Here is a 15,135-nt window from a genome sequence, read left to right on the forward strand (position 1 = left end):
CAAGATTATGCAAAAACGTAATAGCTCAACTCACACCCAGCTAAGGCTGGGTGTTTTATTACTACTTGGCTTTATGCTTTCCGCATGCAGCCATACTCCTCAAACCAATCAACTCAATCAAACAGCCTTTGAACCTCGACAGGCTGAGCTGGAAGATGTGCCCTTTTTCCCCCAAACCCAATACCAGTGTGGGCCAGCAGCATTAGCCACCGTAATGCAATATCGTGGCATAGACATTTTGCCCGAAGCACTTACTAATCAAGTTTATATCCCCGACAAAAAAGGCAGCTTACAAATCGAAATGGTGGCCGCAACACGTAAACAAGGGTTAATGCCCTATCCCCTGGCGCCGAATATGGAAGATTTACTGACTGAAGTGGCTGCAGGAAATCCAGTTTTAGTCATGCAGAACCTCGGCTATAACTGGAAACCGTTTTGGCATTACGCCGTGGTGGTTGGATTTGATATCGATTCAGAAGAGTTGGTCTTACGCTCTGGTGAAACCAAACGTTGGCAAACTACTTTAAAAACCTTTGAACGCACCTGGGCACGAACTGAACATTGGGCGTTGGTCATCGTACAACCCGAAAATATTCCGCCCACCGCGAACTTGGCTACCTGGTTACAAACAGCGTATGACGCTGAAAAAACTGGTCAATTAGAGACAGCACAACAAGCCTTTCAAGCCGCAATGACACATTGGCCAGATCAGCAACAAGCGGGTATCGCACTAGCCAATCTCTATTTCCACCAAGAACGTTTTGATGAAGCCGATAGCGTATATGGCAAACTCACTGAACAATTTCCGCAAGAAGCTTCGTTGAGAAATAATCGTGCCTATACATTAAAAGCAATAGGCTGTAATCAAACGGCATTAGCCTCGGCAGCGTGTGCAAAGCGATTGGCACCGGGAGATGAAAATATTCAATCCACTTTTCAAGAGATGTTAGCGCTAGAGCCACTTACAGAAAAGAATTGTCCCATTATTAACTGTGCAGATTAAGACATCGTCCAATAGAGAAACATAAAAAAACCAACACAATGCTATGAGTATTTAAAAATTAACTATAGCGGTTTGTAAGATGCTTATTTAATGTTGTCGACTAGTAGGCTGTGGCATACACTTAAAGTTGGATGCCGATAATTGTTTAACTTACGATTGAGCGTTATGCCTATCAGGATGCAGTGTTTTGAACAAAATCTTGTTGAGAATTTTATACACTAGTAAAACCTACGAATGAAAGAGAGAAAACGAATCAAATGACTATTGAAATGCCCAATTTCAAACCGTTAGGTTGTGATAAATGTTTAGAAGGTGGTGGGCTGGATTTCAGCTTTTCGATGGCTTTCCAGCCAATTATTGATGTTGAATTAAAACAGATTTTTGGTTACGAAGCGCTGGTAAGAGGGGTTAATAACGAACCGGCCTACACCATTCTGGATAAATTGAACGACACTAACCGCTATTCGTTTGATCAAACCATTCGTGTTAAAGCCATTCAACTGGCAAAACAACTTGATTTACAGGGCATGCTCAGCATCAATTTCTTTCCCAATGCCGTTTATCGCCCAGAGACCTGCATTCGAGCAACCTTGGAAGCAGCCGACACGATGAATTTTCCGACTGAGAACTTAATGTTTGAAGTAACTGAGGTGGAAAAGGTTACCGATAACAATCATCTGAAAAACATCTTTGAGGAATACAAACGGCATAATTTCACCACCGCGATTGATGATTTTGGCTCTGGTTATGCAGGATTAAACTTACTTGCCGATTGGCAGCCAGACATTATCAAACTTGATATGGCCCTTATTCGAGGCATTAGTACAGATAAAGTCAGACAGTCCATTGTTCGGTCGATCATCATGACGTGTAAGGATTTAGAGATACGAGTGATTGCTGAGGGAGTAGAAACAATAGAAGAATTTCAATTTATCCGAGATCAAGGCGTGGCTTTATTTCAAGGATATTATTTTGCCAAGCCAGCTTTTGAAGCTTTACCTGTAGTTGACCCTGCACTCTACAGTTGATTGAATAAAAAAATCCTCCCTCCAGCTGTACTTGGAGAGAGGATTGATATGAACTTATTTGATACTGAAGTTACCTTTCATCATGCCGCTATGACCAGGGAATGAACAAAAGAAAGTCAGTTTTTCACCAGCAAGTCCTTCAGTAGAAAACTCAACTTCTGAGGTTTCGCCGCCGCCAACAACGTCAGTAGCAGCAATAATGCGATCATCACCTTCTGGCAAATAATTATTATCCAAACCAGCCGCAGCACCTTCTTTCACAATTGCCTGCATATCATCTGCCTTAGTCAACACCCAGTTATGTCCCATCATATCCTTGGCGAGTGAGCCCGTATGTTTAAGGGTAACTTTGACTGTTTCACAACTGGCAGGGGCAGACATTTTCTTTTTGCTGAAACTCATTTGATCGGTGCCTTCAATCACCAAGCTACATTCATCAGCAAATGCTGAGAATGGAACCATCGCTAATACTGCAATACCGAATAATAAACGTTGAATTTTCATGCTGTTCTCCTAAGACTGGCAACATTGCCATTTAACATACCGACCCCCGTTTCTTACCGATAATCGGTACAAACTCGCAAAACGTTTCAGTTCTATTTAACTTTTAAATAATAACCGTTCTCAATTATAGTAAGCAGGTTTAGAGCATGACAATAGGCTAAAACTCATTGAGGTTATGTTCCCGTAATACTCCGTGAAATATAGGTAAAAGCAGCTATGTTGAAGGAAGCAATATGCAGCTTACTAATCGTTTTAGTCTTACTTTACCGTGCTGCAAACTATTCAGCTTTAACCTGGATATCAAACGTGCTTTCAAGCGCAAGCGGTGACATCAACATCGACATAAATGTCAGCATCAAACCTGAGCCTTGAGGATTTTTTGAATCAATATCGACATTAAGTTGAGGTTGATCACTATCAATAAAATCCGTCGTCGCTTGCGTCAACTGTTGTTGCAGATTAGGTGAAAGCGCTTTTGCCGCTGACAGCTGCTGCAGAATTTGTTGTTTGAATTGAGCTTTGAATTCTTCTTCGGAAACGCCCGCTTTTTTGGCGCCCTGTTCGATTATCGGTTGCCATGCGCCTTGATCAGCAAAATCAATGGATGCCTTAATTAAACCCGTTTGCATCCACTCAGCCGATGCTGCCGACATATCCTCATTGTTTCTTAACCGTTGCATCTGGCTTTCCAGATCCGGCACCTGACTAAAGTTAGTATGCAAGTTCATCGAGAATAATTTTGCCGAATCTTTTTCTTCCAGTTCGGGGTTATAAAACTGATTCTGTAAGCTCAAACTAAGCTGACGTTCTTGTGGTTTATAACGATAAGCCAAATGCTGATCATGGCCAATTTTGTCGTTTTTGATTCCCAGATTACGCAAGGTATCGACCAACGACTGTTCCTGCTCCGCCGTCCCATCGCCACCGGTCACAGTAAATAACGCATCCAATGTGGAAACATTCATTGCATAAATGAAATCCTGATTCTCATTCAGCTCAATATCACTCAGCGTTAATAAACCGATTTGATGTTGACGCCCTGAGTCATCAGTGACCAATACATCATTAACGGAAATGTTCTTATTATAAGGATTGGCAACAACCTCCCCTACTTCAACCTGACCACCATTTTGATTAATTTTGGTGACAAGTTCATCGACTAATTCCTGCGCCGCCTGATTGGCCTGATTATTCGCAACGGCATGCGCTCCACCTAAGGCAATCGCTAAAACTGCTAAGGGTACATAGATGATTTTTTTGACTTTGAACACTGATATCTCCAACTAAGATGAATGTAAAACGTGACAGCAGTATGCCTATGAGACCAACAACAAACTAGTTTAGTTTGAATCTAGATTGACTCGCTAAACAATCATCAAACACATTTCCTTGATTATTTAGTCGCTTGGAAAAAACGTTATTGTCAGGCGGGAAGAAACAAAAAAAGCCAGTCTTTAACCAACTTGTTATTGGTAATAATTAGATTGTGTTGTTAAAACGGAAAGGCATCAAGTTTTAGTGCAGATTTTTTTCCACACCGTGTTTACCATCATGCATGCCTCGATAAACCAAACGAAATACTTGGTTATCCAGTTCAACTTTGACGGTTTCCACCACTCCTCAATCAAGTTTTATGATGTCTGATTTATTGCATATTAAATAGGTAGATTGAAGAAAAGTAAGATGTGATAGCCAACAATTTATTTTTGAATAAATACTGTTGGAAATTGGAAATATAAAAGTAGCAGGCATAAAAAAAGCGCTATAAGCGCTTAGATATTTTTTTATGATTTTCTGAAAATGGAGGCTGGGGTCGGAATCGAACCGGCGTTAACGGAGTTGCAGTCCGCTGCATGACCACTCTGCCACCCAGCCATGGTAATGTCTTCTTAAGCTATCCAAAACTAAAAAGCCGCAGTAGTTACTTGGACTGACCGCGGCTTTTTTTATTCTTGGAGCGGGAAACGAGATTCGAACTCGCGACCCCAACCTTGGCAAGGTTGTGCTCTACCACTGAGCTATTCCCGCTTAGGAAGACGTGCATTATAGGCACTTAATATTTTCTGTCAACCCTTATCTAGCAACACTGGTAAGGCTGCTTTCAGGTAACTGATCATTGAGGTCAATGTAAGCAAAGCGGCTACATATAACAAGCCCACGCCGATCTCAAAAACCGGTAATCCAAACAGAGGTTTATAGAATATCAAGCAACCAATAGCGATCATTTGAAAGGTGGTCTTCCACTTACCAATCGAGGAAACCTTGACCACATGACGAGCACCAATTTCGGCCATCCATTCACGTAATGCGGAAATTGTTATTTCACGAAAAACGATGACAATCACTGGAAGCAAAATAAACCAGACTGGGGATTTGTAGAGGATCAGTAACAACGCTACGACAACAATCAATTTATCGGCAACTGGGTCAATAAAAGCCCCAAATGGCGTGGAGAGATTCATACGACGTGCTAGATAACCATCAAGCCAATCAGTAATACCCGCCAGCACAAACACCACGGTTGCCCAGATGGTGGCATAGGGACTTGGTGCAAAGTATAAAGCGACCAAAACAGGGATCAGTAAGACTCTAAGCAAACTGAGAAGGTTGGGTAAATTCAGCATAATAAATATCGTTGTAACCTATAGATTGCGACTATGTTAGCACTATGACGCGGTTAATTGTCTGGATGAAATAAGTCGTAAATCTTCTGTGCCAGAGCGGCGCTGATGCCTTCAACTCGTTGAAGATCTTCTACGCCTGCCCGTTTAACCTCTTGAAGGCCCCCAAATTGCTGCAATATCTTTTGCCGACGCTTAGGACCTAAACCCACAATATCTTCTAAGGTTGAGGTTTTACGGGCTTTGGCGCGACGTTGACGATGTCCAGTAATGGCAAAGCGATGCGCTTCATCACGGACTTGTTGTAGCAAATGTAATGCTGGTGAATCTGCAGATAAAGTGACTTCACCAGCCCGACCAACCAGAAATAATGTTTCTTCGCCGGGCTTACGGGCTGGGCCTTTAGCGATACCTAATATCGGTAAATCACTTAAATTTAATTCTGCGAGAACTTCTTGAGCTTCTTTTATCTGGCCTTTACCGCCATCTATTAATAATAAGTCTGGACGTTTGCCCTCGCCGTTATTCAATCGAGTAAAGCGTCTGCTTAATGCTTGATGCATCGCAGCATAATCATCGCCACCGGTAATGCCTTCTATATTGAATTTGCGGTAATCACTTTTAATCGCCCCTTCCAGACCAAACACCACACAAGATGCAACAGTGCGTTCACCACTGGTATGGCTAATATCGAAACACTCAATACGTTTAGGCAATTCATCCAGTTCTAACGCATCCTGCAGCATTTCAAAACGCTGTAACAAATTAGAACGACTGCTAATACGATGCGTCAGGCTGATCTCGGCATTGGTCATCGCCATTTGTAACCAACGGGTTGCATGACCGCGTTGCGGTTTACGAAGACTGACTTTGTGTCCGGACTCGGTCTGCAATACATCTTGCAACAATTGGGCATCATCTACTTCGTGACTGAGCAGAATTTCGGCTGGCACATCTTTGCCCAGGTAATACTGTGGAATGAAAGCCGCTAACAATTCTGATTCGGTGAGATCCGAGGATCCTTTAGGGAAATATGATTTACTGCCGAGATTACGACCGCCACGAACAAAACTGACTTCAACAACCGCGATGCCATCACGGACAATGGCCGCCAGCACATCAGAGTCACCTTGCATCGAGCTGACGTATTGACGTTCTTGCACACGCCGTAAGCTGATGATCTTGTCGCGAATAGAAGCGGCTTGTTCAAACTGTAAGTTTTGCGAAGCAACATCCATCTGATTACTCAGCTCTTCCATTACCTGCTGGTTTTTGCCTTCCAGAAACATAATGGTGTGCTGTACATCTTTTTGATAATCGCTTTCTGAAATCAAGCCCACACAAGGTGCAGTACAACGTTTGATTTGATATTGCAGACAGGGCCGACTGCGATTTTGATAATAACTGTCTTCACATTGACGCACTGGAAACAGTTTTTGCAGCAGGTTTAAACTCTCACGAACAGCACCGGCACTCGGGTAAGGACCAAAATATTTGCCGATTTTACGTTTTGCACCACGATGCACACTTAAACGAGGATATTTATCACCGGATATCAATAGATAGGGATAACTTTTATCATCCCGCAATAACACGTTGTAACGTGGCATCAGCTCTTTGATCAGGTTATTTTCCAGGATCAGAGCTTCGTTTTCGGTATGGGTAACAGTAATTTCGATCGCCACGATTTGGGCGACCATGACTTGGGTTTTGCTGGTTAAACCGGTGCTGCGGAAATAACTACCGACGCGTTTTTTTAGATTCTTCGCTTTACCGACATAGATAACGGTGCCATCCACATCGATCATGCGATAGACACCAGGTCGACTGGTCAGTGATTTTACAAAACTGACCGGATCAAATTGCGATTCGCTTGTGGGGTTTTCTGTCTGACTCATTAAAACCGTGATTTAAGAATTATCGTCTTTTCTAGGTGAATATTGACGTTGGTAGCATTTGTGAGCTTGGTAAAAACTGTTGGCCGATAAGCCTAACAAAATTAATCCACCGATGATTGCTGGAACATTTTCGTGATAAAAGTAGAACATGGCCAAGGCAGCTAATAACTCAGCAGTGCCAATAACTTTTAGTAACACAACATTTTCCGTACGTTTCACCATGTTCCATCTCCGCTTCGTTGCAAAATTTTGACTATAGCATTAACACTTATTATTTGTAAGGACATTATCGTGTTTGAAAATGCTGGATGCTGTACTTGGTCAAGTATGGGAAAATAACGCGCTTTCTCACTTTCAATATATCAAGGTATCACTCTTGCCAGCCAATTTGCTTCAGCCTGTACTGCCCGTATCAGCCAAAGATCAACTTCGTGCCGGACAATTATACGGTAGTGCACAAGGTTTGCTGTTAGCAAAAGCAGCGCAGCAACATGAAGGTCCTCTATTGGTAGTGACAGATGATGTGGCCAGCGCCCATCGCCTTGAGTTAGAAATCCGCTTTTATCTGGGCAATGCCGAATTGCCGATTTTGCATTTCCCTGACTGGGAAACCTTACCTTACGATAGCTTTTCACCACATCAGGATATTGTTTCCGAACGGCTGCAAACATTACATCATCTGCCAAACTTTAAACGTGGCATTTTATTGGTGCCCATCGCCACGTTAATGCAACGTATTGCGCCACGTGAATTTCTTGATGGCAATCATCTTGAGCTTAAGACCGGCGATCAATTTGATATCGAACAGTGGCGTCTAAAACTGGAAAAGTCAGGGTATCGCAATGTGGCTCAGGTAATAGAGCACGGCGAATTTGCAGTGCGTGGGGCCATCATTGATTTATTCCCGATGGGCAGTCGTCAGCCGTATCGAATTGATTTGTTTGATGATGAAATTGATACCTTACGTACGTTTGATCCTGAAACACAGCGTTCTATCGATAATATCGAACAGATTCAGTTATTACCGGCCCGTGAATTTCCGGTTAATGACGACAGCATCGCCCTGTTCCGTAAACAATTTCGTCAGTATTTCGATGGTGACCCGCAACGAAGTTTGATTTACCGTGAGGTCAGTGCCGGTAATATGCCCGGCGGTATCGAATTTTATCTGCCGTTGTTTTTCGAACAAACCGCTCGCCTGACCGACTATCTGCCCGATAACACGCTATTAGTGCAGCTCAATGATACGTTTCATGCAGCTGAACAGTTCTGGCAGGAGATCCAGGTTCGTTACCGTCAGCATAGCGTCGATCCTGAAAGACCGTTGTTACCGCCAATCAATGTGTTTGTGCCGGTAGAAGAATTATTCAGTCAGTTCAAGCAGTGGCAACGGTTGCAATGTCAGAATTTTGAATTAGATGGCTCAGCCGGTAACAGCAACTACGCCACGGTAATGCCGCCTTCATTGCCACTCAACTCTAAGCAAGATCGTCCTTGCGAAGCATTGCATCAATTTATTGATAAATTTGCTGGGCGAATTTTAATCGCCGCCGAATCCGCTGGTCGTCGCGAAACACTGCTGGATTTACTGCGTAAAAATCAGTTGCAACCTAAGGTTGTTGATAACTGGGATGCCTTTATTAATGATAGTGCCCCATTATCGATTACGGTCGCCCCACTCGAACAAGGCTTGTTGCTGCAAAGCGAGAATATTGCAGTCATTGCTGAAACCCAACTGTTCGGCCAACAGGTTATGCAACGTCGTCGTCGCAGCCGTAAAAAGCGGGATTCGGATGCCATTATCCGTAACCTTGCTGAACTCACAATTGGCGATGCCGTGGTGCATGAAGATCATGGTGTAGGACGCTATCTGGGTTTACAAACTCTCGACGTCGGTGATGTGGCCACCGAATATGTGACCTTGGAATATGCCAAGGGCGATAAGTTATATGTGCCGGTTGCCTCTTTAGATTTAATCAGTCGTTATTCCGGTTCTGCTCCAGAACTGGCTCCATTACATCAACTTGGCACTACACAATGGGAAAAAGCGCGTCGCCGTGCTGCAGAGAAAGTACGCGATGTGGCAGCAGAGTTACTCGATATCTATGCCAAACGCGCTGCCAACAAAAAACCGCCGATGCAGTCACCTGATGAACAATATGAAGCCTTCTCGGCAGCATTCCCGTTTGAAACCACACCCGATCAACAAGATGCGATTGATGCAGTGATTGCCGATATGCAATCTGAAACGCCGATGGATCGTTTGGTGTGTGGTGATGTTGGTTTCGGTAAAACCGAAGTCGCCATGCGTGCGGCATTCTTGGCTGTTCAATCTGGAAAACAAGTTCTGGTATTGGTACCGACGACTCTGCTCGCTCAACAGCATTATGAAAACTTCAAAGATCGTTTTGCTGATTGGCCGATTCGGGTTGAGGTGTTGTCACGCTTTCGTAGCAAGAAACAATTGGATGATGTGAAGTCAGCGATCAGCGAAGGTACGGCTGATATCGTGATTGGCACCCATAAATTATTGCAACAGGATATCGATCCGAAACGACTGGGTTTGTTTGTGCTCGATGAAGAACATCGCTTCGGTGTCACGCAAAAAGAACAACTGAAAAAATATCGCTCGCAAATCGATGTGTTAACTCTTACTGCCACACCGATTCCACGCACCTTGAATATGTCGATTTCCGGTATCCGTGATTTATCCATTATTGCCACCGCTCCGGCGCGTCGTTTAGCGATTAAAACCTTTGTGTTGCAATGGAATGCTGACAAGATCCGTGAAGGTATGCTGCGTGAAATCAAACGTGGCGGACAAGTTTACTTCTTGCATAACAAGGTCGAAGACATTGATCGCGTAGCACGTGAACTTGAAACTTTAATGCCGGAAGCTCGCATTGCAGTGGCACATGGGCAAATGCGTGAACGAGAGTTGGAACAAGTGATGCTCGATTTTTATCATCAGCGTTTCAATGTGCTGGTTTGCACCACCATTATTGAAACCGGTATCGACGTACCAACCGCCAACACCATCTTTATAGATAGAGCCGATAAATTAGGTTTGGCCCAGCTTTATCAAATCCGTGGGCGTGTCGGACGTTCGCATCATCGTGCCTATGCTTATTTAATTACGCCACCACAACAAGCCATGACAGCCGATGCGATTAAACGTCTGGAAGCCATTGAGTCGATTGAAGATTTAGGTGCGGGCTTTACCCTGGCTACTCACGATATGGAAATTCGTGGTGCCGGTGAATTGTTGGGTGATGAGCAAAGCGGCCAGATGCAGGAAATTGGCTTTACCTTATATAACGAATTACTGGAACGAGCGGTCAATGCGTTGAAATCCGGCAAAACACCGGATTTGGACAATATGGCTCGCCAGACCGTAGAAATCGATCTACATGTTCCAGCCTTGATACCTTCAGATTATTTGCCCGATGTTCATACCCGACTAGTGTTGTACAAACGTATTGCCGCCGCAGCTGATAAAGAAGCGTTGCGTGAACTGCAGGTAGAAATGATTGATCGGTTTGGCTTGTTACCTGAGCCGGTACAAACCTTATTTGCCGTGCATGAGTTGCGTCTTAAAGCTAAAACCATCGGCATTCGTAAGATTGATGCATATGATCAAGGTGGCCGCTTGTTGTTTGATAAAGAACCTCAGGTTGAACCGATGACCATTATTCAGTTGATTCAAAAACAACCCTCTCGTTTCAAACTGGATGGTCAGGATAAATTACGTTTTACCGATAATATGCCGGATGCCGAGAGCCGCATCATGACTATTGATACATTGCTGGATAATCTGTTGAAACCGGCTGCCTGATGCAACAAGACCGTAATTTTGACGATTTAGCAGATCGCTTTAACAAACGGATTTACGACACCAGCAAAGGTCAGTTAAGACTACAGATCTTAAAACAAGATCTTCATCAATTTACTGAAGCTCAGTCGTTAGAGATTTGGGATGCTGGCTGTGGCTCGGCCCAGATAAGTTTATGGTTGGCTGGTTTTGGTCATCAGCTGACCTTGTGTGATATTTCTGAAAAACTGCTAACACAAGCCCAACAGACCTTTGCCGAGGCAAAATTGGATGCCAATTTTCATCACGCTTCAATCCAACAGCTCTCCCCGCAGTTAAGCCAATTTGATTTGGTCATTTGTCACGCTGTAGTGGAATGGTTAGCGACACCTTTAGAGACACTAAAACAGGTGTTAGAGCGTGTGAAACCCGGTGGTTACCTGTCATTGATGTTTTATAATCGCAACGCCATGGTTTATAAAAATATTATTCAAGGTGGCTGGAGACTGGAACCGATTCTGAATGATCGCTATATTGGTGCCGGGAGCAAGCTAAGCCCACCCTATCCACAATACCCATATGAATTAATTCAGTTTTTGCAAAATAATGGTTTTGAGATTATTCAACACAGTGGCATTCGCGTGTTTAGTGATTATTTGAACTCTGAGAGTCGAAACCAGACAAATGAACAAGAATTACTGGCGTTAGAACACCAATATTGTCGTATGCCAACCTATCGTGACATGGGACGTTACGTTCATTTACTCACCGAGAAAAAATCTCCGGATTGACAGGGATTACGTCATAATATGCAGTTCTATCATTTTATTCTGATAAGTGCGTTTTGACTTTATAATCCGTTTTAAGCTTTGGGAAAAACATGTTCAACAAAAAATTACCACTCATCATCCTCTTCTCAAGCCTGTTAACTACAGCTTGCGTTCAAACTCAGACCCGCCCTTCAGTATCTAATGAACAGTTAAAGTCTGCACTTAGTGATAGTGAATCCAGAATAGAAACCCAGCTTCGCCAACAATGCCAGAAAGTGATTGATAACCAAGGCAAACATCAAGCTGGCATCCAATCGTTTTCTAAAGAGCAACAAATCACCCGTAAACAGCTCGATGACTTAAATGATCAAGTTGAACAACTGAATGAAAAGTTGGCTCAACGAGCCGTCGTTCAAGCAGCACAAACCGTTCAACCTATCAATGCCGATAGCTGTCCGCCGCCAGCCTCAGTAACATTGAATGATAAATTGGTATTGGGCCAAACCGAGTGGTTATGGATTGAAGCGGTCAACCGTGTGTTTCCAGCTCGTGTTGATACCGGTGCAACGACCTCCTCTTTAACTGCACAAGATATCGTTACCTTAGAACGTGATGGCCAAAAGTGGGCAAGGTTTACCATTGTTCCTGAAGAAGGCAGTGATAACAGTTACGAAGTAGAAGCGCCTATCGCCCGAATCGCCAACATTCGTCAATCTTCAACCAATGAAATTGATAAACGTCCGGTGGTCAGATTGACGATTCGAATTGGCAATATGACTGATACAGCAGAGTTCACTCTGACCGATCGTTCTCATATGAACTACCCCATTTTATTAGGCCGTGAGTTTTTGAAAGATATCGCCGTGGTGGATGTGGCCAAGAAAAATGTTCAGCCAAAACCTGAATTATTAAAAGATCGTGCATCTGCCATTCCGAAAAAAGCAGAACAAGCTAACCCTTCAGCATCAGACGACGAGTAAGGATTTCTCATGGCATCACGTGCGCCCTTTTATATTCTAGTCAGTCTGCTGTTTCTGGCCGGTACTGCCTTAACTTTACATCGACATATAGCGTTTGATATCCCTTGGTTTCCGGGTGACCAACGGCAAACCTGGTCAATCGAAGCGAAAGTAGACTTTGAAGCCAGCGGTGATCCGGTCACGGCTCGGCTCGCGATTCCAAACACACAACCCCTTTTTACTCAGCTTAATCAACAAACCGCTAGCCCTGGCTATGGACTATCTTTTATTGAACGTGAGGCTGGGACCTATGCCGAATGGTCGAAACGTGAAGCCAACGGTAATCAGTCGTTGTATTACAAAGTCGATATGCTGGTCGATCCATTTGCTATCCCAGATGAACAAAATATTGTTCAAAATGTGAAACCAAATGTTGAAAAAGAGCCGTATGCAACAGCGGCGAAGATGATTCTTGATCGCGCGACTGAACGATCTTCATCAAATTACACCTTGGCTCGTGAACTGATCCATGAGTTTAACAACCAAGAACAAACAGCTGAGTTACTTGCCCAAATCAAACCTAAAACAGTGTGGATTGCGCAATTGCTACAGGAAGCTGGAGTTCCAGCCAGACGTATTCATGCATTAGAACTTGAAGATGGCCGTCGTCGCCAATCCCTGATTGAATATATTCAGGTGTTTGATGGTGAAGAATATGATGTCTTCAATCCAGAAACCGGCGACCAGGGACAGGCTGAAAACCTGTTGCTTTGGCAATATCATTCAGGCCCAGTATTAGAGGTTATCGGTGCAACCAATGCACAAGTAACTTTCTCAATGATCTCTCAAGAGCAACCGTTTAATATCGCCTTGAATCAAAAATTTGCTGGTAACGAATGGCTGAACTTTTCCCTGTATACCTTGCCGCTTGAAGAACAAGCTATTTTCAAAGGCATCTTATTAATCCCGGTAGGTGTATTAATTGTCGTATTAATGCGCATCCTGGTGGGCATTAAAACCTCTGGTACATTTATGCCAGTTTTGATCGCCATGGCATTTATTCAAACGAGTTTATGGACCGGTCTGATTGGCTTTTTGCTGATTGTGGGCGTGGGTCTGATGATTCGCTCCTACTTGTCCTATCTTAACTTGTTATTGGTCGCCCGAATATCCGCGGTCATCATTATGGTAATAGGCATGATCGCGATTTTCTCAATCATCGCTTATAAATTTGGTTTAACCGAAGGGATGAAAATCACCTTCTTCCCAATGATCATCTTGGCGTGGACTATCGAACGTATGTCGATTCTCTGGGAAGAGGAAGGCGCTAAACAGGTCATGATTCAAGGTGGTGGATCGTTATTAGTGGCGATTTTGGCTTACATGGCGATGAATCTCGACTGGGTAAGACATTTAACGTTTAACTTTATGGGCATTCAGTTGATCTTGATGGCATTAACGTTGGTTGCCGGTAGTTACACTGGTTACCGTTTGCTTGAATTAAAACGCTTTAAACCTCTGACTAAGCTGGATAAATCATGAGCGAACCAGTCGAAAAATTAAACTGGTTTCAAACAATTCGCGAGCGCTATGCCCATCCCAATGCACTAAGCAAAATTGGTGTATTGGGCATGAATCGTCGGAATGTTTCGTATATCAGTCGCTACAATCCACGCCATTTGTTTCCGCTGGTTGATGATAAATTACAAACCAAAGAATTAGCGCTTGAAGCCGGTGTAAAAGTGCCTGATTTAATAGGTGTAATCAGTGAACAGCATGCGGTAAAAGATTTAAGTTATATCTTGCAACGTTGTAGCAGTGGTTTTTGTATCAAACCCGCACACGGCTCCGGCGGTAAAGGCATTATGGTTATCACTCGTCAGAGTGAAGAAGGTTATCGTAAGTCCAACGGTCAGTTTGCCAACATTGGCGATTTAGAACGCCATGTCAGTAATATTCTGGCGGGTCTATTTTCACTCGGTGGTCGTGCCGATGTGGCGATTATTGAGGATCTGATTCATTTTGATGACTGCTTTAGTGGCTTCAGCTACGAAGGCGTGCCCGACACGCGCGTTATTGTGTTCCGTGGTTTTCCGGTAATGGCAATGATGCGTTTATCAACCGCTGCATCCAATGGCAAAGCCAATTTGCATCAAGGTGCAGTGGGGGTTGGTTTAGATATTGGTGATGGTCATGCATTAAGAGCGGTACAATTTGATAAACCGATTTTGCTGCATCCGGATACCGGATTAAATATGATGACGTTGAATGTGCCGCATTGGGAAGAAGTATTAACCTTGGCAGTCTCATGTTATGAAATGTCAGGATTGGGATATCTGGGTACGGACATTGTGCTGGATAGATTTAAAGGCCCCATGTTGCTCGAATTAAACGCTCGACCTGGCCTGACCATTCAGATTGCCAATGGCAAAGGGTTATTACCGCGGCTGCGTCAAATTGAAAGTCTGAGTCATAAGAAAAGAATGAGCATCGCTGACCGCGTCGCTTATGCAAGAGAACACTTTACCGATCACCGCTGAT

12 protein-coding genes and 2 tRNA genes are annotated in these 15,135 nt (G+C 43.6%); 7 read left to right on the forward strand and 7 right to left on the reverse strand.

The genetic code is table 11. The features are described from left to right. The first annotated feature begins 7 nt into the window (after positions 1-7). Together ACN0V2_RS01465 and ACN0V2_RS01470 are read left to right on the forward strand one after the other, a co-directional pair. Complete coding sequence (locus tag ACN0V2_RS01465) at positions 8-1,003, forward strand: PA2778 family cysteine peptidase (RefSeq protein ID WP_417549016.1); 996 nt, start codon at positions 8-10, stop codon at positions 1,001-1,003. 257 nt (positions 1,004-1,260) lie between these two features. Further along, the gene (locus ACN0V2_RS01470; RefSeq protein WP_417549017.1) at positions 1,261-2,031 is read left to right on the forward strand and encodes an EAL domain-containing protein; all 771 of its coding nucleotides are present in this window, start codon (positions 1,261-1,263) and stop codon (positions 2,029-2,031) included. Positions 2,032-2,085: 54 nt separating this feature from the next. On the opposite strand, the gene azu is transcribed toward ACN0V2_RS01470, so the two are convergent. The 7 genes from azu to ACN0V2_RS01505 form a co-directional block, all read right to left on the reverse strand. Beyond that, on the reverse strand, positions 2,086-2,535 hold the full coding sequence (gene azu, locus ACN0V2_RS01475; RefSeq protein WP_417549018.1) for an azurin: 450 nt from the start codon (positions 2,533-2,535) through the stop codon (positions 2,086-2,088). 278 nt (positions 2,536-2,813) lie between these two features. Beyond that, positions 2,814-3,806 carry a hypothetical protein gene (locus ACN0V2_RS01480; RefSeq protein WP_417549019.1) on the reverse strand — a complete coding sequence of 331 codons (993 nt, stop codon included), beginning with the start codon at positions 3,804-3,806 and terminating at the stop codon, positions 2,814-2,816. A 530-nt stretch (positions 3,807-4,336) separates the two neighbouring features. After that, a tRNA-Cys gene (locus ACN0V2_RS01485) sits at positions 4,337-4,410 on the reverse strand. A gap of 78 nt (positions 4,411-4,488) precedes the next feature. Next, positions 4,489-4,563 (reverse strand) — tRNA-Gly (locus ACN0V2_RS01490). 38 nt (positions 4,564-4,601) lie between these two features. After that, positions 4,602-5,159 (reverse strand): CDP-diacylglycerol--glycerol-3-phosphate 3-phosphatidyltransferase, encoded by a 558-nt coding sequence (pgsA, locus tag ACN0V2_RS01495; RefSeq protein WP_417549020.1) that lies wholly within the window; start codon positions 5,157-5,159, stop codon positions 4,602-4,604. 53 nt (positions 5,160-5,212) lie between these two features. Then, complete coding sequence (gene uvrC, locus ACN0V2_RS01500) at positions 5,213-7,054, reverse strand: excinuclease ABC subunit UvrC (protein WP_417549021.1); 1,842 nt, start codon at positions 7,052-7,054, stop codon at positions 5,213-5,215. A 12-nt stretch (positions 7,055-7,066) separates the two neighbouring features. Continuing rightward, a complete protein-coding gene (locus ACN0V2_RS01505) occupies positions 7,067-7,276 on the reverse strand; it encodes a hypothetical protein (RefSeq protein WP_069295918.1) in 210 nt (69 codons plus the stop codon). 79 nt (positions 7,277-7,355) lie between these two features. Between ACN0V2_RS01505 and mfd the strand changes: the two genes are divergently transcribed. The 5 genes from mfd (at position 7,356) to ACN0V2_RS01530 (ending at position 15,134) form a co-directional block, all read left to right on the forward strand. Next, positions 7,356-10,889, forward strand: coding sequence for a transcription-repair coupling factor (gene mfd, locus ACN0V2_RS01510; RefSeq protein ID WP_417549119.1), 3,534 nt, complete (start codon positions 7,356-7,358; stop codon positions 10,887-10,889). Then, the gene (locus ACN0V2_RS01515) at positions 10,889-11,656 is read left to right on the forward strand and encodes a methyltransferase domain-containing protein (protein WP_417549022.1); all 768 of its coding nucleotides are present in this window, start codon (positions 10,889-10,891) and stop codon (positions 11,654-11,656) included. Before mfd ends, ACN0V2_RS01515 begins: the two co-directional genes overlap by 1 nt. 89 nt (positions 11,657-11,745) lie before the next feature. Then, positions 11,746-12,615 carry an ATP-dependent zinc protease gene (locus ACN0V2_RS01520; protein WP_417549023.1) on the forward strand — a complete coding sequence of 290 codons (870 nt, stop codon included), beginning with the start codon at positions 11,746-11,748 and terminating at the stop codon, positions 12,613-12,615. A 9-nt stretch (positions 12,616-12,624) separates the two neighbouring features. Beyond that, the gene (locus ACN0V2_RS01525; RefSeq protein ID WP_417549024.1) at positions 12,625-14,136 is read left to right on the forward strand and encodes an inactive transglutaminase family protein; all 1,512 of its coding nucleotides are present in this window, start codon (positions 12,625-12,627) and stop codon (positions 14,134-14,136) included. Continuing rightward, positions 14,133-15,134, forward strand: a complete 1,002-nt coding sequence (locus tag ACN0V2_RS01530) for an alpha-L-glutamate ligase-like protein (protein WP_417549025.1) — start codon at positions 14,133-14,135, stop codon at positions 15,132-15,134. The genes ACN0V2_RS01525 and ACN0V2_RS01530 overlap by 4 nt, the downstream gene beginning before the upstream one ends. Position 15,135 lies beyond the last annotated feature (1 nt).

Origin of the sequence: Methylophaga sp. (assembly GCF_048266885.1) — a bacterium.
GTDB lineage: Bacteria > Pseudomonadota > Gammaproteobacteria > Nitrosococcales > Methylophagaceae > Methylophaga.

Bases quoted from the DNA above. Each gene is read 5' to 3' on its own strand.
- ACN0V2_RS01515 (WP_417549022.1), top strand. From the start codon at position 10,889: ATGCAACAAGACCGTAATTTTGACGATTTAGCAGATCGCTTTAACAAA.
- pgsA (WP_417549020.1), bottom strand. From the start codon at position 5,159: ATGCTGAATTTACCCAACCTTCTCAGTTTGCTTAGAGTCTTACTGATC.
- ACN0V2_RS01525 (WP_417549024.1), top strand. From the start codon at position 12,625: ATGGCATCACGTGCGCCCTTTTATATTCTAGTCAGTCTGCTGTTTCTG.
- azu (WP_417549018.1), bottom strand. From the start codon at position 2,535: ATGAAAATTCAACGTTTATTATTCGGTATTGCAGTATTAGCGATGGTT.
- uvrC (WP_417549021.1), bottom strand. From the start codon at position 7,054: ATGAGTCAGACAGAAAACCCCACAAGCGAATCGCAATTTGATCCGGTC.
- ACN0V2_RS01465 (WP_417549016.1), top strand. From the start codon at position 8: ATGCAAAAACGTAATAGCTCAACTCACACCCAGCTAAGGCTGGGTGTT.
- ACN0V2_RS01520 (WP_417549023.1), top strand. From the start codon at position 11,746: ATGTTCAACAAAAAATTACCACTCATCATCCTCTTCTCAAGCCTGTTA.
- ACN0V2_RS01530 (WP_417549025.1), top strand. From the start codon at position 14,133: ATGAGCGAACCAGTCGAAAAATTAAACTGGTTTCAAACAATTCGCGAG.
- ACN0V2_RS01505 (WP_069295918.1), bottom strand. From the start codon at position 7,276: ATGGTGAAACGTACGGAAAATGTTGTGTTACTAAAAGTTATTGGCACT.
- ACN0V2_RS01470 (WP_417549017.1), top strand. From the start codon at position 1,261: ATGACTATTGAAATGCCCAATTTCAAACCGTTAGGTTGTGATAAATGT.
- mfd (WP_417549119.1), top strand. From the start codon at position 7,356: ATGCTGGATGCTGTACTTGGTCAAGTATGGGAAAATAACGCGCTTTCT.